Source organism: Ramlibacter sp. (genome assembly GCF_028291745.1).
Lineage (GTDB): Bacteria > Pseudomonadota > Gammaproteobacteria > Burkholderiales > Burkholderiaceae_C > Ramlibacter.
Genome location: NZ_JAQGNQ010000023.1, coordinates 1 through 18,173 on the forward strand (window position 1 = coordinate 1; position 18,173 = coordinate 18,173).

At 68.3% G+C, this 18,173-nt stretch carries 17 protein-coding genes; 12 read left to right on the forward strand and 5 right to left on the reverse strand.

Features of this window, described 5'->3' with window-relative positions:
• The 5 genes from JWP60_RS03410 to JWP60_RS03430 all read right to left on the reverse strand — a co-directional run.
• The coding region (locus tag JWP60_RS03410) for a hypothetical protein (protein WP_299786388.1) at positions 1–235 on the reverse strand (235 nt) is incomplete at its 3' end.
• A 220-nt stretch (positions 236–455) separates the two neighbouring features.
• Positions 456–1,958 (reverse strand): TRAP transporter large permease subunit, encoded by a 1,503-nt coding sequence (locus JWP60_RS03415; protein WP_299786390.1) that lies wholly within the window; start codon positions 1,956–1,958, stop codon positions 456–458.
• Entirely contained in the window at positions 1,934–2,368 is a 435-nt protein-coding gene (locus JWP60_RS03420; RefSeq protein ID WP_299786392.1) for a C4-dicarboxylate ABC transporter substrate-binding protein, read from the reverse strand. Before JWP60_RS03420 ends, JWP60_RS03415 begins: the two co-directional genes overlap by 25 nt.
• 131 nt (positions 2,369–2,499) lie before the next feature.
• Positions 2,500–3,837 carry a type II toxin-antitoxin system HipA family toxin gene (locus tag JWP60_RS03425; protein ID WP_299786489.1) on the reverse strand — a complete coding sequence of 446 codons (1,338 nt, stop codon included), beginning with the start codon at positions 3,835–3,837 and terminating at the stop codon, positions 2,500–2,502.
• 2 nt (positions 3,838–3,839) lie between these two features.
• The gene (locus JWP60_RS03430) at positions 3,840–4,139 is read right to left on the reverse strand and encodes a helix-turn-helix domain-containing protein (RefSeq protein ID WP_299786394.1); all 300 of its coding nucleotides are present in this window, start codon (positions 4,137–4,139) and stop codon (positions 3,840–3,842) included.
• Between the two features lie 638 nt (positions 4,140–4,777).
• Between JWP60_RS03430 and JWP60_RS03435 the strand changes: the two genes are divergently transcribed.
• The 12 genes from JWP60_RS03435 (at position 4,778) to JWP60_RS03490 (ending at position 18,094) form a co-directional block, all read left to right on the forward strand.
• Complete coding sequence (locus JWP60_RS03435) at positions 4,778–5,677, forward strand: LysR family transcriptional regulator (protein ID WP_299786396.1); 900 nt, start codon at positions 4,778–4,780, stop codon at positions 5,675–5,677.
• Between the two features lie 186 nt (positions 5,678–5,863).
• The gene (locus JWP60_RS03440; RefSeq protein ID WP_299786398.1) at positions 5,864–6,664 is read left to right on the forward strand and encodes an aspartate dehydrogenase; all 801 of its coding nucleotides are present in this window, start codon (positions 5,864–5,866) and stop codon (positions 6,662–6,664) included.
• Between the two features lie 134 nt (positions 6,665–6,798).
• Positions 6,799–7,812, forward strand: a complete 1,014-nt coding sequence (locus tag JWP60_RS03445; protein WP_299786400.1) for an ABC transporter ATP-binding protein — start codon at positions 6,799–6,801, stop codon at positions 7,810–7,812.
• Positions 7,809–8,891 (forward strand): dipeptide ABC transporter ATP-binding protein, encoded by a 1,083-nt coding sequence (locus JWP60_RS03450; protein ID WP_299786402.1) that lies wholly within the window; start codon positions 7,809–7,811, stop codon positions 8,889–8,891. The genes JWP60_RS03445 and JWP60_RS03450 overlap by 4 nt, the downstream gene beginning before the upstream one ends.
• Positions 8,892–8,950: 59 nt before the next feature.
• The gene (locus tag JWP60_RS03455) at positions 8,951–10,456 is read left to right on the forward strand and encodes an ABC transporter substrate-binding protein (RefSeq protein ID WP_299786403.1); all 1,506 of its coding nucleotides are present in this window, start codon (positions 8,951–8,953) and stop codon (positions 10,454–10,456) included.
• Positions 10,457–10,484: 28 nt separating this feature from the next.
• Positions 10,485–11,993 carry an ABC transporter substrate-binding protein gene (locus JWP60_RS03460; protein ID WP_299786405.1) on the forward strand — a complete coding sequence of 503 codons (1,509 nt, stop codon included), beginning with the start codon at positions 10,485–10,487 and terminating at the stop codon, positions 11,991–11,993.
• Between the two features lie 16 nt (positions 11,994–12,009).
• The gene (locus tag JWP60_RS03465) at positions 12,010–12,951 is read left to right on the forward strand and encodes an ABC transporter permease (protein ID WP_299786407.1); all 942 of its coding nucleotides are present in this window, start codon (positions 12,010–12,012) and stop codon (positions 12,949–12,951) included.
• A 2-nt stretch (positions 12,952–12,953) separates the two neighbouring features.
• On the forward strand, positions 12,954–13,841 hold the full coding sequence (locus tag JWP60_RS03470) for an ABC transporter permease (protein ID WP_299786409.1): 888 nt from the start codon (positions 12,954–12,956) through the stop codon (positions 13,839–13,841).
• A 41-nt stretch (positions 13,842–13,882) separates the two neighbouring features.
• Positions 13,883–15,490 (forward strand): gamma-glutamyltransferase family protein, encoded by a 1,608-nt coding sequence (locus tag JWP60_RS03475; protein ID WP_299786411.1) that lies wholly within the window; start codon positions 13,883–13,885, stop codon positions 15,488–15,490.
• A gap of 30 nt (positions 15,491–15,520) precedes the next feature.
• Positions 15,521–16,432, forward strand: a complete 912-nt coding sequence (locus tag JWP60_RS03480; protein WP_299786413.1) for a GAF domain-containing protein — start codon at positions 15,521–15,523, stop codon at positions 16,430–16,432.
• 18 nt (positions 16,433–16,450) lie between these two features.
• Complete coding sequence (locus tag JWP60_RS03485) at positions 16,451–16,930, forward strand: hypothetical protein (RefSeq protein ID WP_299786415.1); 480 nt, start codon at positions 16,451–16,453, stop codon at positions 16,928–16,930.
• Between the two features lie 21 nt (positions 16,931–16,951).
• Positions 16,952–18,094: a DSD1 family PLP-dependent enzyme gene (locus JWP60_RS03490; RefSeq protein WP_299786417.1), complete on the forward strand. Its 1,143-nt coding sequence runs from the start codon at positions 16,952–16,954 to the stop codon at positions 18,092–18,094.
• Positions 18,095–18,173: the final 79 nt, after the last annotated feature.

The following is an 18,173-nucleotide window of genomic DNA, read 5'->3' on the forward strand; positions in this document are numbered from 1 at the left end:
TCGCGAGTACCTGTTCGATCTGGTCCCGGCCTTCCTCGGCGTCTACGAGGGTGTCCAGTCTGTCCAGGATCTCGAGCGCATCGGCCCGACGATGTCGCTGAAGGCGCTGGGTTTGCTTCAGAAGCCCGCGACGCCGATGCTTGTCGTCGGCGGCGTCAAGGACACGCAGGTTCCGTTCGCCGACCTCGAGCTCCTGATGCGCTCCGGAGATGTCCCGAAGGACGCCTGGGATCAACCCCAGCGGCGGTCACCTCGGACGGGAGGCACGCGGCTGGACCGACCCGGTGATCTTCTCGAAAGTCATCATCCCCTGGGAGCTCCGGTTGATCGAGCAGTCGAGGCCCTAGACACGTTGCTTCGGATGCGCGGTGGACGATGTCTGCTTCCGGCCGCGCATTGCGGCAGGCGCGCTGGTAAGCGAGCGGCGCGCCGGGTGAGCCCGAGACGCGTCCTGCTCAGCGCGATGCCGGCGCCGCAGGAACGCCCGCCGCGGGCGGCTCCTCGGGGTACGGCGGCGGGGCCATGTCGCGCATGCGGTCCATGAGTTCCTGCTCCGACATGCGCGCCGGGTTGCCGGCCGGCCCTGCGGTGGGCTCGTCCAACCGGTGCACGAAGACGGGGAACAGCAGCACCGCGGCCCCGACGAGCACCTGCACACCGATGAAGGGCACCACGGCACGCAGCAGCGATGCCGTGGTCACCGGCGGCAGACCCGACCGGCTGCGCGCGGTCAGGACCGCATAGCCAAGGGGGGGTAGCAGGAAGCTGGCCTGCAGCACGAGCAGGAGCAGCACCGCGGCCTGCTGCGCATCCCCGAGGCGCAGCACCAGCAGTGGCGCGACCACCGGCACGACCACGAAGATCATCTCGAAGGCGTCCAGCACCCAGGCGCAGGCGGCGACGCTCGCGAGCAGTGCCGCCGCGACCGCCTGGGCCGGAGCTTGCGACGCGGTGACGCGATCGGCGAGCCACGTGCCGGTGCCGCATACGCTGACCACGAGACTGAACGCGGTGGCGCCCACCAGCAAGGCAAAGAGGGCCCCACTGAGGGCCAGCGTGTCCTCCAGCACCGAGCGCCAGCCGGCGCCGTCGAGCGAACGCGTCGCGACAGTCAGCAGCACCAGCAGGCACCCGCCGGTGGCCGCGGCTTCGACCGCGAGCAGCGCGCCGACGAACACGCCCCCGAGCAAGGTCAGCACGCCGAACGCCAGGGCGGCTGCCAGTGCGACGTCGCCGTGCGCGAGCGGCGCCTCCTCGCCGTCGCGCGGAGCGCGGCGCGCCTGGCGCCACGCGACGACTCCCCAGAGCAGCAGCACCGCGAGCGCCGGCAGCAGCGCCGCATGCAGCACGTCCTGTGTATTGATGACGCGTACGCTGCCGGCGGGCGCGGCCGCGAGGTTCAGGGCTTCGGTGTGGGCCCGCAGCATCGCATCACCCAGCAGCAGCAACACCAGCGAAGGCGGCACGACGACGCCGATGGTGGCTGCCGCGGCAAGCAGCGCGACGCCCTGCCCGGGCGGCAACGCGCGAAGTCGCGGCCCGACCAGCCGTGAGAGCAGCGACGCACTGGACGCGACGGAGCCGTTCATGGGCGCAACCAGGCTGCCCACGGCCAGCGTGGCCAGCGCCATGCCCGCACCCGTGGGCCGGAGGAGGCGAGCCGCCGTACGGAACAGGGCGTCGCCCACAGGGAGGCGCTGCAGCAACATGCCGATAAAGACATAAAGCGGCATCGCCTGCAGCAGGTCGTGTTCCAGCAGGTTCATGGTGCGCGGCACCACGGCCCCGAGGACCGCCGCATCGAACGCACCCAGTGCGAGCCCCAGCACCGCGAACGCGCTCGTGACCCCCAGCAGCAGCGCCCAGACGGGCAGGCCGGTGGTGGCCACCAGTGCCGCCAGTACGGCCAGCATCGACAAGCCCAGGCCCGGCATCAGTCGCGCCAGGCGCGCCTGCACGCGTCAAGGGTCTGCAGCAGCACCAGAAGGACCAGCAAGATCAGCGCGACGCGGATCAGGAAAAAGCCGGAGTCGAAGGTCTCCGGGAACCTTTCGAGGCTGCGGACGGAGCGCCACACCGGCCCGGCGGCGGTGGTCAGCATGAACACGGCCCAGGGCAGCACGCAGATCGTCACACCCGTGGCCATGAAGCGCCGCGACCGCGGCGCGTGGCCGGCGACGAGGTGCGTGCCCGCGCGGCTGGCATGGGCCACGGCAAACGCCATGAACACGGCGAACAGCACCTGCGCCACGTCATTGACCTGAAGCGCATAGGCACGCACCAGTTCCCGCAAAGGCCACTGCGCGAAAAGCAGCGCCGCCAGCGGCAGCACCAAGGCGGCAGCAAGCAGAAAGAGGCGGCGGATCATGGTGGGCATGCTAACGCCTGCAAACGCTGCGTCCCGTCAAGCACCCGTCGGCCAGCCCGGAAACCTCTGTGTAGGCGCGCTTTCCTAGCGACCTCTATTGCGTCTTATTTACAGACGCGAGACCCGACGCATCACTTCGGTGGCATCGTCGCGAGCTTTGTCGCTGAACTCTGGAGGCCCCCAAAAATCTTGTCTGCGACGCGCTGCGGAAATGCTGCTGGCAACCTGGAGCTGACCTCCGCGACGGCCCCGGGCACCCGGTCAAGGATCTCCTCGATTAGCGGCTCCGCGCTTGGCCCATACCCGCACTTGAATGCCATCGCGTTGAAGTGCCGCCGCTGGATGTCCTTGAGCAGGTAGTGCCGGTTCTTGCCCGAAACCGCCATGGCCAGCTTGGCCTTGTGCCAGGACAACTGGTTGGCAGCGCCACCGGCGATCGGCCAGATCGACACCACGTCGTACAGCGGTGTGAGTTGGTAACGGCCTCGGGCCAGCAGCTGGATGCTGAAGTTCTTCGCATGACCGTCGGTGGCGGCAAGCATCCAGAAAAGGATCTGCGCCTTCAGCACGGTTGCGATGTCCTGCTGCGCGCGCTGCGAGTTGGCGAGGATGCGCGCTAGTTGCGGCAGTCCCGGACCGCCCTCCGCCTCGTACTTCAGTGACGGTGGCAGTCCGTTGACTTGGCAGAAGTCCTCCTGCGGCAGACGCATGATCCAGGTGCCGGAAGAATGCAGCTGGCGATCGAAGCGCTCCACGCAGAGCACCCGCTGGCCAGCGAAATCGCGAATTTCGGTGTTGGCCGCGGCCAGGCCGAAGGCCTGCAGCAGCTGCATGCACAGCCACTCGTTTTCCACCGAAGTGGTGAGGTCCGCCTTCGTATTGCCGACGAGCCCCAGCGGCAACTTCAGGATGTGGGTGGTGGGCGTGGCGCCGTGCGGCAGCAGCCAGTGACCCTCGTGCCGCAGCAGCGCTGACTTCTCCTGGGCGCCTGCAATCGAGATCCGGAATTCGTCGTCCGCGCCCTGCCCCGGCATCGGTGGCGCCAGCATGCCTTGCAGGTGCCTGGCCACGTCTTCATCGGACATGGGTGTACCCGCGATCCGGGCGACACCTTCGGGCTGGCCATCCTCGGGCAACAGCTGCACGGCACCGACGCAGTCCCGGCCGATCGCCGCCAGCAGGTCAAAGGTATCGTCTGCACGCGTGCGGAATCGACCCGCCAGCCGCTTGCGGATGTGGGCGCTGTCCGGCAGAAGATTGTCGAAGTAGTTGGCGACCGCCGCGCCTTTGAGAGGCGATGCGTCCGCGCCGAACGGCAGCGAAAGTGACAGCGGCCTGCCGCCGTCGGAGCTGCGCCAGGAATCGTCGTAGTAGAGCTCCATGTCGCCGCGAGCCGGAATGCGCCAAGTGCCAACCCGCACGCCGTTGGCCCAGACGGACAGGGCGCGCGACAGAGAGGGACGGCCCACGCCTACCACTCCACTTTCGCGGAACCCGGATCCTGCTCCGGCGCCGCCCCGTCCATATCGGATGGAGCGCTGTCGGGATTTAGGCCAATCTCCAAGGCGAGCCCCACAGCGGCGCACCACCGCAGCATTTGGTCTACGCTAATGCTGCCCGGATCGAGCTCCAGCGCCGACACCCGTTTTTGGCTCAACCCTAGGCGAGCACCGACCTCCGCTTGGCTCAGCTTGCGCCCCTTGCGAGCACTCTGCAGCATTCGGCCTAGCTGGGCGGCGGTAAGGAGCGGAAAGCTGAGAGTGGATCCCATGGATTACTCGCATTTGGAGTAAAGTAACTTTACTCCTATTCGAGGTAAATAGCAAATACTCGAGCTGCGAGTATTTGCAAGATACCCGCATCCGGAGTAAAGCGCCCGGGCCGCAGTGGCAGGCACCGATACTCCCAATCACCGCGGTGATCTAGATCAACAGGGCTATCTCCTTTGAGATGCCACACGATGCGTTCCGGTTTGCGCGACCCTCTGGCTCAGGACCGGTTCTGGCCTATGTGTTGAAAGACCCGAACGGGCCGTGCTGCAATGAAGCATTTGTACAAATGGACGCTCTAGATCCAGCGCGCATACACCTCCAACATCATCTCTTCAGCGGCGCCATCGCCATCGCCTGCGTCACAGGTCGGCGTCGCGCTCGGCGTGCGTCTTCGAGCATCGCGCTCGCAGTCCCGGAAGCGTGGCGGCAACGCCTGGATGACGCGAACATTACAAAGCTGCTGCCGGGAACTGCGCCGCCGCAGCGGCGATGTCCGTGGCATGGGATTTGCAACTCGCGTCGGCCATATGGGTTGCGACAAGCGCAACGCCGCCCACACAATCGTCGTTGCATTCCTTGCAACGCGCGCTGCCTGCTCCTGGATTGGACGGGCTTGAGTTCATGGAGAGATCGAGACATGCTGTTTCCCGGAAGTCTTCGAGCGTTTTATGAGGCCGTTCGTGCCGGGTCCATCCGCGGCGCCGGCGATAATCTGAGCCTGGCGCCTTCATCGGTGAGCCGGCAGATCCAGCTGCTGGAGCACCAGGTCGGGGCGCAGCTGTTCGACCGGTCGGCGGCCGGCGTCGTTCCCACCTACGCGGGCAAGCTGGTGGCGGACTTTGCGCGAACGGTGCTGCTGGACTACGACAGCCTGCGCGCTGACATCAACGATCTCAAGGGCGTGCGGCGCGGCTTCATCCGCATCGCGGCGGTGGAAAGCACCATCTCGGAGCGGGCAGTCATGGCCATCACGAACTTCCGGTCCAAGTTCGACGGCGTGTCGTTCCAGCTTCGCATGCTCCCCGCGCCGAAGGTCATCGAGGCCGTGAAGCTCGGTGAAGTCGACGTCGGCCTCACGTTTTGTGCCGGCCCGGACACCGAACTGCGTTTCCTGGCGCGGTTCGCCGAGCCCATCGTCCTGGCGCTCGCGCCCGATCATCCGCTGGCTGCCGCGGATTCGGTGACGCTGGCGGACCTGAAGACCTTGCCGCTCGCCATGCCGGAGCCCAGCTTCGGCGTGCGCCAGGTCCTGGACCGCGCCGCCCAGGCGGCCGGCGTGGCGCTAACGCCGGTGTTGAGCACCGATTCGTTCGAAGCATTGCGTGGCTTTGCGCGCCAGGGCGCGGGCGGCGCGCTGCTCCCGCGATTGAGCATAGCGATCGATCGGACGCTCGGGCGCCTGAAAGGGGTCGTAATCGACGACCGCGCGCTGAACGACACGACCGTCGACATCATCGCTCTCGGCTCGCGCCGGCCGTCCCGTCTGCTGAAGCTGTTTCTCGACGAGTTGCAGCGCGTCGCGAAGGCGTCCGTGTAAGACGCGCGGCCGGCCGGTCCGCAACCGCAGGCCCACTGCTGTTGCGAGTTACGCAATGCCCTGTGCGGCAGTTGCGCGTTCTCAGGCGGAGCGGCTGGGGGCACACTGCCCCGGTCGGGCGCGGCACGTCGCCGCGCTCCTGATCCGTCGAGAACAATGAAAACACTTGTCATGCACGACAAGCATGTGGGCATCATCGGCTACGGCGCGATCGGTCGTTCGATCGTCGCCGACTGGTCGCGCAGCCCCTTGCCCGGCTATCGATTGGGCGCGATCCTGGTGCGTCCGCACCAGGCAGATGAGGCCCGGGCCGCCGTTGCGGGCGGCGTCGTGGTGACCGCCGATTTCGCGGAATTCCTTGACCGCTGCCCGCATGCGGTGGTCGAGGCTGCGGGCCACACCGCCGTCATCGCCTATGGTGAAAGGATTCTGCGCAAGGGCACCGATTTCCTGCTGTTGTCGGTCGGCGGCCTCGCAGCTGAGGGTGTCCTCGAACGCCTGCGACGAGCGGCGGAGTCGGGCGGCAGCCGGGTCATCCTGCCGGTCGGGGCCATCGCCGGCCTCGACGGCCTGCTGGCCTTGCGGCGCGCCGGTCTGCATCGTGTGAAGTACACCTCGATCAAGCCGCCGAAGTCGTGGCTCGGAACGCCGGCCGAACAGCACTTCGACCTGCGCGGCCTGACCGGGCCGGCAGTGATCTTCCGCGGCAGCGCGGGCGAGGCTGCGAGGCTCTTTCCGAAGAACGCCAACCTGGCGGCGGCGGTGGGGCTGGCCGGGCTGGGTTTCGAACGAACGCTGGTCGAACTGGTGGCCGACCCGGGCGCCAGGTGGAATATCGGGCGCATCGAGGCCGAGGGAGAGGGCTCCAACCTGGCGGTGACGGTGGCGGGCAGCAGCAGCGCGTCGAATCCGAAGACCTCCGAGATCACCGGCATGAGCGTGCTGTCGATGCTGGAGAACGCGGCGGCCCCGGTCTCGTTCGGCTGACATGCCGCACTGCCGGCCATGCGTTCGATTTAGCGCAACGCCCTCATCGAGCATTGGCGGCAGCAAGTCACCGTCCGGTGGCTAAGATCAATTTCGAGGTCCCGTTCACACCGCAAAGGCCCCGTTTCCACCGAATGACAGCCCTGCTCGAAGTGCACGAATTGCGCACGCATTTCACCACCGACGAAGGCGAGTTCGCGGCGGTCGACGGCGTGAGTTTCGCCATCGACGCCGGTCGCACGCTGGCGATCGTCGGCGAGTCGGGTTGCGGCAAGAGCGTGACGTCCTTGTCGATCATGGGACTGGTGCCCAACCCGCCCGGGCGCATCCGCGGCGGTTCGATCCGCTTCGAGGGGCGCGAGCTGGTCGGCGCCCCGGCGCGCGAACTGCAGGAGCTGCGCGGCAACGGCATGGCGATGATCTTCCAGGAGCCGATGTCCTCGCTCAACCCGGCCTTCACCATCGGCGAGCAAATCGTCGAGGGCCTGCTGCGGCATCGCAGGATCAGCCGCGCGGAAGCCACTGGGCGCGCGATCGCGATGCTGCGCAAGGTGCGCATCCCCGCGCCGGAGCAGCGCTTCCATGAATACCCGCACAAGCTCTCCGGCGGCATGCGGCAGCGCGCCATGATCGCGATGGCGCTGGCCTGCGAGCCGCGCCTGCTGATCGCCGACGAGCCGACCACGGCGCTGGACGTGACCATCCAGGCGCAGATTCTTGACCTCATGCGCACCTTGCAGGCGGACACCGGCGCCGCGATCATGCTGATCACCCACGACCTGGGCGTCGTCGCCGAACTCGCCGACGAAGTGGCGGTGATGTATTGCGGCCGCGTGGTCGAGCGCGCGCCGGTGAAGGCGCTGTTCGAGGCGCCCCAGCATCCGTACACCATCGGCTTGCTGGGGTCGATTCCGCGCCTCGATGGCGCGCGCGAGCGGCTCGCCTCGATCGAAGGCCAGGTCCCGAGTCCGCTGCGGCGGCCGGCCGGCTGCGGCTTTGCGGAGCGCTGCCCTTTTGCCGATGCGCAATGCCGCGCCGCGGCGCCCGCACTGCGGGAAGTGGGGGCGCAGCACCTGTCGGCCTGCCGGAAGGCACCGCTCGATCCACGGGCATTGATGCCGCGCTGGCCCGAGGCGGTGCTGGCATGAGCGCTGCGCCACTGCTTCAGGTGGAGGGACTCGTCAAGCATTTCCCGGTGCGCCGCGGCGTGTTCGGACGGGTGCAGGGCGCCGTGCGCGCGGTCGACTGCGTGGACCTGCAGATTGCCGCCGGCGAAACGCTGGGCGTGGTCGGCGAATCCGGCTGCGGCAAGTCGACGCTCGGGCGCCTGGTGCTGCGGCTGATCGAGCCGACCGGCGGCCGCATCCTCTTCGACGGACAGGACCTGAACACGCTCGACGCCGCAGGGCTGCGCGCCCAGCGCCGGGCCATGCAGATCATCTTCCAGGATCCGTATTCCTCCCTGAACCCGCGCATGACGGTGGGCCAGACGCTCGCCGAGCCGCTGATGCTGCACGGACTGCACGCCGGCCGCCACCGCGAGCGCGTGGCCGAGCTGCTGCACACGGTGGGCCTGGCCGGCGAGCATGCGCAGCGCTATCCGCACGAATTCTCCGGCGGCCAGCGCCAGCGCATCGGCATCGCCCGTGCGCTGGCGGTCGAGCCGAAGCTGATCGTCTGCGACGAGGCGGTGTCGGCGCTGGACGTGTCGGTCCAGGCGCAGGTCGTCAACCTGTTGCAGGACCTGCAACGCCGCTTCGGCCTCGCCTACATGTTCATCGCGCACGACCTCGCGGTCATCAAGCACATCGCGACGCGCATCGCCGTGATGTACCTCGGGCGCATCGTCGAGATCGGCGACAAGGACGAACTGTTCGCGGCTCCGCGCCACCCGTATACGCGCGCCCTGCTGGCGGCGATCCCGCTGCCCGAGCCCGGCTTGCAGCGCGAACGCACGATGCTGGCCGGCGATGTGCCGAGCCCGCTGAACCCGCCGGCGGGATGCCACTTCCATACCCGCTGCCCGCATGCGCAACCGCTTTGCTCGCAGCGCGCGCCAGAGCTGGGAACTGTCGGCAGCCAAGCGGTGGCCTGCCACTTCTGGCGTGAGCTTCCCGTCCCGGCCCGGCTGCCTGATGCGGCCGTCCGAACGGACGCGCGGCAACGGCTGGAGTGGCTGCAATCGGCGTTCATTCCCGTTGCCCCGGTGAATGCGGCCGGCGCGTGAAGCACCCGGCCATTCATTCTCCCCGCTCCCTTGCCGCCCCCGCTTCGACCATGAAATCAATGTCCCGATCTTTCTCGCTCGCGCTGTTGCTCGCGCTCGCCCCGCTGGCCGTCGTGTCGCAGACGCTGCGGGTCGGCATCGCCGAAGACATCGAAACGCTCGACCCCACGTTCGCGCGCACCTTCGCCGAGCGCATCGTCTTCAACGCGCTGTGCGACAAGCTGTTCGACATCGACGACAAGGTGAACATCGTGCCGCAGCTGGCCACCGGCTACGAATGGTCCGCCGACGGCAAGGCGCTGACCTTGAAGCTGCGCCAGGGCGTCACCTTTCAGGATGGCGAGAAGTTCGATGCCGCGGCGGTCAAGTTCAACCTCGATCGCCACCGCACGACGCCCGGCTCCAACCGCCGCGGCGAGCTGGCGCCGGTGGCGAGCGTCGACGTGGTCGACCCGTACACGGTCCGGCTGAACCTGTCGGCGCCGTCGTCGCCAGTGCTCGCGCAGCTGACCGACCGCGCCGGGATGATGGTGTCGCCGAAGGCCGCGCTCGCGGCCGGCGACAAGTTCGGCTCCCGGCCGGTGTGCGCGGGGCCGTTCAAGTTCGTCGAGCGGGTCGCCCAGGACCGCGTTGTGCTGGAGCGCTACCCGCAGTACTGGAACAAGGACGCGATCCACTTCGACCGGGTGATCTACCGGCCGATCCCCGACGCGACGGTGCGGTTGGCCAACTTGCGGTCCGGGCAGCTCGATTTCATCGAGCGCGTCGCCTCCAGCGACATGGAAAAGCTTCGGTCCGACAAGAAGCTGAAGACCTCGCACACCACCGAAATCGGCTACCAGGGCATCACGATCAACCTCGGCCGCGGCGACCAGGCCAGCAAGAACCCGCTGGGCCGCGACCCCCGCGTGCGCGAGGCCTTCGAGCTGTCGCTCGACCGGCGGGGTCTGGTCCAGGTGGTGATGGACGGCGAGGCCCAGGTCGGCAACCAGTGGGTCGCGCCCGGCAACCCCTATTACGCGCAGAACATGCCGGTCCCCGGGCGAGACCTGGCGCGCGCCAAGGCACTGCTGAAGGAAGCCGGGGTGCCCAATCCCAGCTTCACGCTGCTGACGACGAACACGTCCGAGCAGCAGCGCCTGGCGGAGGTGGTGCAGGCCATGGCGCGCGAGGCGGGCTTCGACGTCAAGATCCAGGTGGCCGAAATGGCGACCTCGCGGCAGATGGAGGACCGGGGTGCGTACGATGCCTATGTCGAGGCGTGGAGCGGCCGCGCCGACCCGGACGGCAACCTGTTCAGCTTCTATGGCTGCAAGCAGCCGCTCAATTACGCCGGGTACTGCAGCCCCGAGACCGAGGCGCTGCTGAACCAGTCGCGCGCGGTGCGCGACACGGCCGAACGCAAGAAGGTGTACGAGCGGATCGCCGCCCGCGTGCTCAAGGATCGCGCGATCCTCTACCTGTACCACCGCAACTGGCTGTGGGCCTACGACGCCCGGCTCGCCGGCGTGCGCAACGGCCCCGACGGTCTGCTGCACGTGGCCGGCCTGAAGCTGGCGCGCTGACAGCCTGTATTTCCCTCTCAAGGTGCCCATGACATTCAAACTGCGATCCGTCTGGCCCGTGCTGCTCGCCCTGGCGCCACTCATCGTGCAGGCGAACACCTTGCGCATCGGCCTGGCAGAAGACCTCGAAACGCTCGATCCCACGCTGTCGCGCGGTTTCGTCGGCCGCATCGTGTTCACCGCGCTGTGCGACAAGCTGCTGGACATCGACGAGAGACTGAACATCGTGCCGCAGCTGGCCACCGGCTACGAGTGGTCGGCCGACAACAAGGTGCTGACCTTGAAGCTGCGCCAGGGCGTCACCTTCCATGACGGCGAGAAGTTCGATGCCGCCGCGGTCAAGTTCAACATCGAACGCCACAAGACCCTGCCGGGTTCCAACCGCCGCGGCGACCTGGCGCCGGTGGAAAGCGTCGAAGTGATCGACCCCTCCACGGTGCGGCTGAAGCTGTCGGCGCCGTCGTCGCCGCTGCTGTCGCAGCTGGCCGACCGCGCCGGCATGATGATCTCGCCGAAGGCCGCGCTGGCCGCGGGCGAAAAGTTCAGCGCCGCCCCGGTGTGTTCGGGCCCGTTCAAGTTCGTCGAGCGCGTCGCGCAGGACCGGATCGTCCTGGAGCGCTATGCGCAGTACTGGAACAAGGAGGCGGTGCACTTCGACAAGTTGATCTACACGCCGATTCCCGACGCCACGGTGCGCCTGGCGAACCTGAAGTCCGGCCAGCTCGACTTCGTCGAGCGCGTTGCGCCCAGCGACATGGAAAAGCTCCAGACCGACAAGCGGCTGAAGACATCGCGCATCACCGGCCTGGGCTTCGACGCCCTGACGATCAACATCGGCAAGAGCGCGTTGGCCAGGAATCCGCTGGGCCGCGACCCGCGGGTGCGCCAAGCGCTGGAACTGTCGCTCGACCGGCAAGCGCTGGTGCAGGTGGTGATGGACGGCCAGGCCACGGTCGGCAATCAATGGGTCCCGCCGGGCAACGCCTACTACGCCAGGAACATGCCGGTTCCCAAGCGGGACCTCGCGCGTGCGAAGGCGCTGCTGAAGGAAGCGGGCGTGCCCAACCCTAGCTTCACGCTGCTGACGCCGACCACGTCCGACTCGAAGCAGCTGGCGCTGGTCGTGCAGGCAATGGCGCGCGAAGCGGGCTTCGACGTCAAGATCCAGGTCACCGAGTTCGCGACTTCGCAGAAGATGGAGGACGCGGGCGAGTTCGAGGTCTATCCGCAGGCCTGGAGCGGCCGCGCCGACCCCGACGGCAATCTGTACAGCTCCAATGCCTGCAAGCAGCCGTTGAACTACGCCGGCTACTGCAGCCCCGAGACCGATGCGCTGCTGAACGAGTCCCGCGCGCTGCGCGACCCGGCCGCGCGCAAGAAGGTGTACGAGCAGATCGCCGCGCGCGTGCTCAAGGAGCGCCCGGTCATCTACCTGTTCCACCGCAACTGGCTGTGGGCCTACAGCGCCAAGCTATCCGGCGTGCGCAGCGTGCCCGACGGCCTCCTGCGCGTCACGGGCCTGACGATGGCTCCCTGAACCGGGTCGCAGCGAGATGTTCGAGTTCCTCGTCAAGCGCCTGGCCACCATCCTGCCGACGCTCCTGTTCGTGTCGATGCTGATCTTCGGGCTGCAGCAACTGCTGCCCGGCGACCCGGCGAAGATCCTGGCCGGCGAAGACCAGGATCCCGCCGTCATCGCCCACTTTCGCAGCAAGCTCCATCTGGACGAACCGCTGCCCGCGCGCTATGCGATCTGGATGCGCGGCGTGGTGCAGGGGGACCTCGGCGAGTCGGTACATACCCAGGAACCGGTGCTCGTGCTGATCGCGCAGAAGCTGCCGGTGACGGTGGAACTGGCCTTGCTGGCGATGTGCTTCGCGCTGCTGATCGGCGTGCCGGCGGGCATCGTTGCGGCGGTCGGCCGCGGCACGGGCTGGGACTTCGCGGCCAACGGCTTTGCGCTATGGGGCGTCTCGACGCCGAACTTCTGGCTCGGCATCCTGATGATCCTGCTGTTCTCGGTGCAGCTCCGCTGGCTGCCGGCGTCCGGTTACGTCAGTCCGTTCGAGGACCTGGGCGCGAACCTCGCGGCGATGGTCATGCCGGCCTTCGTCCTTGGCAACGCGATCGCGGCGGTGCTGATGCGCCACACCCGCAGCGCGATGCTGCAGGTCATGTCCACCGACTACGTGCGCACCGCACGCGCCAAGGGCCTGAGCGAGCGCACCGTGGTGCTCAGGCACGCACTGCGCAACGCGCTCACGCCGATCATCACGCTGGGGGCGCTCGAACTCGGCACGCTGCTGTCGGGCGCAGTGCTCACCGAGCAGGTGTTCACGATCCCGGGCTTCGGCAAGCTGATCGTCGACTCGGTCTTCAATCGCGACTACTCGGTCGTGCAGGGGGTGGTGCTGGTCACGGCCACCACCTACATCACGCTGAACCTGCTGGCCGACCTGGCCTACTTCCTCGTCAACCCGCGCTTGAGGCGCTGAGCATGTCCGCCGTTCTTCCCATCAGCCTCAGCTCCAACCCACCGCAGCGCGAGGCCGGCCCGTGGCGCCGCGCTTGGCGCCGCCTGTGCCGCCGCCGCGGCGCGCTGATCGGCCTGTCGGTGGTCCTCGCCTTCATCGCGCTGGCGGTGTGCGCGCCATGGATCGCGCCGCACGACCCGATCGCCACCAGCTGGGGCGCCATCCGCAAGGCGCCTAGCGCCGAGCACTGGTTCGGCACCGACGAGATCGGTCGCGACGTGCTGTCGCGCGTGATCTGGGGCACGCGGGCCTCGCTGCTCGCGGGCGTGCTGTCGGTGTCGATCTCGCTGCTCCTGGGCGTGCCGATCGGCCTGGCTGCGGGCTTTCTCGGCGGTTTTGCCGATGGACTGATTTCGCGCATTACCGACGCCTTCCTGGCCTGCCCGTTCCTGATCCTCGCGATCGCGCTCGCTTCCTTCCTGGGCCCGAGCCTGAGCAACGCCATGATCGCGATCGGCGTGTCGGCGACGCCGATCTTCGTGCGCCTGACGCGCGCGCAGGTTCTCACCGTCAAGGTCGAGGACTACATCGAGGCGGCGCGGGCGGTCGGCAATTCGCCGCTGCGCATCGCGCTGCGTCACGTGCTGCCCAACGTCACCCCGCCCCTGATCGTGCAGTCGACGCTCGCCATCGCCGCCGCGGTGATTGCCGAGGCCAGCCTGTCGTTCCTCGGCCTCGGCCAGCAACCGCCGGCGCCGAGCTGGGGCAGCATGCTCAACACCGCGAAGAACTTCATCGACAACGCGCCCTGGATGGCGATCTGGCCCGGGCTGTCGATCTTCCTGCTGGTCCTGTCGTTCAACCTCCTGGGCGACGGACTGCGCGATGCGCTCGACCCGCGCCAACGCTGAGCCCCAGGCCTTCCCATTCCCTTTCTCGACCGCTCAACGACATGAACTTCGACTGGAACAACCCGTATCCGACGATCCGCAGCCCCGTGATGGCACGCAACGTCGTCGCGACTTCGCACGCGCTCGCGTCGCAGGCCGGGGTGCGCATGCTGCTCAAGGGCGGCAACGCCGTGGACGCGGCGATCGCCGCCGCCGCCGCGATCACCATCGTCGAGCCGGTGTCCAACGGCCTGGGCAGCGACAACTTCGCGATCCTCTGGGACGGGCAGCAGCTGCACGGCCTGAACTCGTCGGGCGTCGCGCCGGCCGCCTGGAACCCGGACTACTTCCGGCGCCGGCACGGCGGCAGGATTCCGCAGCGTGGCTGGGACAGCGTCACGACGCCGGGCGCCGTGGCCGGCTGGGTGGCGTTGTCGACGCGCTTCGGCAGGCTGCCGTTCGCGGACCTGCTGGAGCCGGCCATCGAACTCGCCGAGCGGGGCCATGGAGTCGGGCGCATCGTCGGCGACAAATGGGCACGCCAGGTTCCGTTGCTGGAGGGCCAGCCGGGTTACGCCCAAGCCTTCCTGCCGCACGGGCGGGCACCGGCGCCGGGAGAGCGCTTCGTGTTCGCCGAGGCCGGCGCCACGCTGCGCCAGATCGCGCTGACCAAGGGCGAAGCCTTCTACCGCGGCGAGATCGCCGAAAAGCTGGTGGCCCATGCCAAGGCCAACGGCGGCAGCATGGTGCTGTCGGACCTGGCGAACCACAGTCCCGAATGGGTCGGCACGATCCAGCAGGACTTCGCCGGCCACACCGTGCACGAGATCCCGCCGAACGGTCAGGGCATCGCCGCGCTGATGGCACTGGGCATGCTGGACAAGCTGGACCTGGCGCGCTTCCCCGTCGACAGCGTGGAGTCGCAACACCTGCAGATCGAGGCGATGAAGCTCGCCTTCGCCGACACCACCCGCTGGGTGGGCGACCCGCGCTTCATGACCGAGGTGACGGCGGCGGACCTGCTCAGCGACGGCTATCTGGCCGAACGCGCGAAGCTGATCGACATGCGCCGCGCGACCGACTTCAAGCACGGCACGCCGCCCAGCGGCGGCACGATCTACCTCACCGCGGCCGACGAGAGCGGCATGATGATCAGCCTGATCCAGTCGAACTTCAACGGCTTCGGCAGCGGCGTGGTCGTGCCCGGCACCGGCGTCAGCCTGCAGAACCGCGGTTTCGGCTTCACGCTCCAGGCCGGGCACCCGAACCTCGTGGCCGGCGGCAAGCGGCCTTTCCACACCATCATCCCCGGCTTCCTGATGCGCGACGGCCAGCCGCAGATGAGCTTCGGCGTGATGGGTGGCAACATGCAACCGCAAGGCCACTTGCAGACGCTGGTGCGCATGCTGACGCATCGCCAGCAGCCGCAGGCCGCCTGCGACGCGCCGCGCTGGCGGGTCAGCAAGGGCCTGGGCATCGACTTCGAATCGACGATGGCGCCGGCGCTGGTCGGCGGGCTGAAGGACCTGGGCCACCAGCAGGAGCCGACGACCGACAGCTACATGGAGTTCGGCAGCGGCCAGTTCATCTGGAAGCTGTCCGACGCTCTCGAGGACGGCTATGTCGCCGCCAGCGACTCGCGCCGCGACGGCCACGCCGCGGCTTACTGACATCGGTATTTATTGAACAGGAGTTTCGCCATGCCAACATTCCAATCGATTGCCGAGGACCTGCTGCTCGCCACCGGCGCGAGCCGGGCGACGGTGCAACTCGCACGGCCCGAAGGCGGTCTTGCCTTTGCCGGCGAGGCGGTCGCCCACGGCGCGCGCCAGATGCGCAACGATCCCGCCGATGGCGCGCCGCTCGAAGCGGCCACGTTTGCGCAACTGGAGCGCGACAAACAGATCGTGACCCAGGACGACCTGGAACGCGCCGAGCCATCGGTGGCCCGGGCCCTGGTTGATCGCTACGGCGCCCGGGCACGCATTCTGGCCCCGCTGGTGCAAGGCGACGGGCTTGCCGGAATGATCACGCTCCACCATCTGCCGGGACCCAGGCCATGGCAGGCGCAGGACGTCGAGGCCGTGCGCAAGGCGCAGGCCAGCGCGCTCGCGCTACTGGAAGAACGCGCCGGCCGCAAGCTGGGAACGTCCATCGAGGACCTGCGCGACGCGGCCCTCCAGGCGATCCTGGACGGCCTGCGCGCGGGCCTGCGCGTCCAGCGCTGCACGCTGCGCCAGAACGTCAGTGGCGCCTATGCCTTCCCGGTGACGCACGAGTCGCGCGCCGACGGCGTGTGGAGCTTGCGCGGCGACCTCACGATCGTCCAGACCAACCAACCGGTCATCATGAAGATGCTCGCCGAGCGCGCGCAGGTGGTGCAGGACGACACCCGCAGCGCCTCCACCGAGCCCGTGTTCCACAGCATGTTGAAGCACTACGGCGACATGCGCTCGCAGATGGTCACGCCGCTGTTCCGCGAGGACAGCATGGCCGCCGCGATCTCGGTCCACAGCCTGAAGGATCTGCACCCGTGGACCCCCGAGGAAACGGCGCTGGCGCGATCCGCGAGCCGGCTGATCGGGCTGCTGATCGGCGCAACGCTCGCCTAGAACCCACCAAGCAACACCATGGAAAAAAAATCCTCCCAGGTCGCCGCCCTCGAGAAGAAGTTCGACGACATTCTTGCAACCTTGCTGCACGCCAGCCATGGCAGCCGCTGCACCTTGCGCATCGATGACGCGCCGCGCGGCTGGCACGTCGACTTCATCTGCGCGGAAGCCCTGCGGCCGGGCGTGAAGTCGCTGCGCGGCGATGGCTCCATCGACCAGCGCGCCGCAGCCACGGTGCAGTGGCTGGCGGCGGAAAAGCGCAATCTCGTCCAGCCGGATCTGACCGGCAGCCCGGTGCCCCCGCCGCCGCCGGCGCTCATGAGCGCCTACGCCGCCAAGGCCCAGATGCTCGCCCCACTGCTGGCGAAGGACGGAGCCCTCAGCGGCTGGATCTCGGTCCATTACGTCGACGGCACGCACGCCTTCACGGCCGGCGAGCAGCGCGCGCTCGATCACGCCGCGTCCGAGGTGGCACGCCTGGCCGGCATCGGGTCGTAGCCGCAAGGACCGAGGACAGCCATGGACGCCAGCTCCGCACTCGCCACCCTCGACACGCCCGCGGCCCTCATCGACCTGCCGCGCATGCAACGCAACATCGTGCGCATGCAGCAGCGCATGGATGCGCTCGGCGTGCGCTTCCGGCCGCACGTGAAGACCAGCAAGAGCACGCCGGTCACGCGCGCCCAGCTCGCCGCCGGCGCCCGCGGCATCACTGTGTCGACGCTCAAGGAAGCCGCGCAGTTCTTCGCCGACGGCGTCACCGACATCCTCTACGCGGTCGGCATGGCGCCGGCCAGGCTGCCGCAGGCGCTGGCGCTGCGGCGCCAGGGCTGCGACCTGAAGCTGATCACCGACAGCGTGGACTCGGCCGCCGCCATCGCCGCGTTCGGCCGGGCGCATGGAGAGGTTTTCGAGGTCTGGATCGAGATCGACACCGACGGTGACCGCTCCGGCATCAAGCCGGAGCAGCCGGAACTGCTGGAAGTGGGGCGCGTGCTGCATGACGGCGGCATGCTGCTGGGCGGCGTGATGACCCATGCCGGCACCAGCTATGAGCTCGACACGCACGCGGCGCTGGTCGCGCTCGCCGAGCAGGAGCGCGCCGGCTGCGTGCGCGCGGCCGAGCGGCTGCGCGCCGCGGGCCTGCCCTGCCGGGCGGTCAGCGTCGGGTCCACTCCGACCGCCCTGGCGGCCGAGCGGCTCGATGGCGTCACGGAAGTGCGCGCCGGCGTGTACGTGTTCTTCGACCTCGTGATGCACAACATCGGTGTCTGCAGTACCGCGGACATCGCGTTGAGCGTGCTGACGACCGTCATCGGCCACCAGGTGGCCAAGGGCTGGGCCATCGTCGATGCCGGCTGGATGGCGATGAGCCGCGACCGCGGCACGGAGAAGCAGAAGCGGGACTACGGCTTCGGCCAGGTGTGCAGCAGCGACGGCACCGTGCTGGAAGGCTACGTGCTGAGCGGCACCAACCAGGAGCACGGAATCCTGTCGCGCGAGGGCTCACCCGACGGCGAGATCGCCAAGCGCTTCCCGGTCGGCACGCAGCTGCGCATCCTGCCGATCCATGCCTGCGCCACAGGGGCGCAGTTCCCCGCGTACCAGGCGCTTGCGGCAGACGGTGGATTGACTGCGTGGAGCCGCCTGCACGGCTGGTGAGCGCCGTTGCGAATGGCGCAACGCGGTGTCAGGCAGTTGACTGTTCGCAGAGCCGATGACGATGGGCACACTGGCCCCA

Bases quoted from the DNA above. Each gene is read 5' to 3' on its own strand.
- JWP60_RS03420 (WP_299786392.1), bottom strand. From the start codon at position 2,368: ATGATCCGCCGCCTCTTTCTGCTTGCTGCCGCCTTGGTGCTGCCGCTG.
- JWP60_RS03430 (WP_299786394.1), bottom strand. From the start codon at position 4,139: ATGGGATCCACTCTCAGCTTTCCGCTCCTTACCGCCGCCCAGCTAGGC.
- JWP60_RS03435 (WP_299786396.1), top strand. From the start codon at position 4,778: ATGCTGTTTCCCGGAAGTCTTCGAGCGTTTTATGAGGCCGTTCGTGCC.
- JWP60_RS03445 (WP_299786400.1), top strand. From the start codon at position 6,799: ATGACAGCCCTGCTCGAAGTGCACGAATTGCGCACGCATTTCACCACC.
- JWP60_RS03450 (WP_299786402.1), top strand. From the start codon at position 7,809: ATGAGCGCTGCGCCACTGCTTCAGGTGGAGGGACTCGTCAAGCATTTC.
- JWP60_RS03455 (WP_299786403.1), top strand. From the start codon at position 8,951: ATGTCCCGATCTTTCTCGCTCGCGCTGTTGCTCGCGCTCGCCCCGCTG.
- JWP60_RS03460 (WP_299786405.1), top strand. From the start codon at position 10,485: ATGACATTCAAACTGCGATCCGTCTGGCCCGTGCTGCTCGCCCTGGCG.
- JWP60_RS03465 (WP_299786407.1), top strand. From the start codon at position 12,010: ATGTTCGAGTTCCTCGTCAAGCGCCTGGCCACCATCCTGCCGACGCTC.
- JWP60_RS03470 (WP_299786409.1), top strand. From the start codon at position 12,954: ATGTCCGCCGTTCTTCCCATCAGCCTCAGCTCCAACCCACCGCAGCGC.
- JWP60_RS03475 (WP_299786411.1), top strand. From the start codon at position 13,883: ATGAACTTCGACTGGAACAACCCGTATCCGACGATCCGCAGCCCCGTG.
- JWP60_RS03480 (WP_299786413.1), top strand. From the start codon at position 15,521: ATGCCAACATTCCAATCGATTGCCGAGGACCTGCTGCTCGCCACCGGC.
- JWP60_RS03485 (WP_299786415.1), top strand. From the start codon at position 16,451: ATGGAAAAAAAATCCTCCCAGGTCGCCGCCCTCGAGAAGAAGTTCGAC.
- JWP60_RS03490 (WP_299786417.1), top strand. From the start codon at position 16,952: ATGGACGCCAGCTCCGCACTCGCCACCCTCGACACGCCCGCGGCCCTC.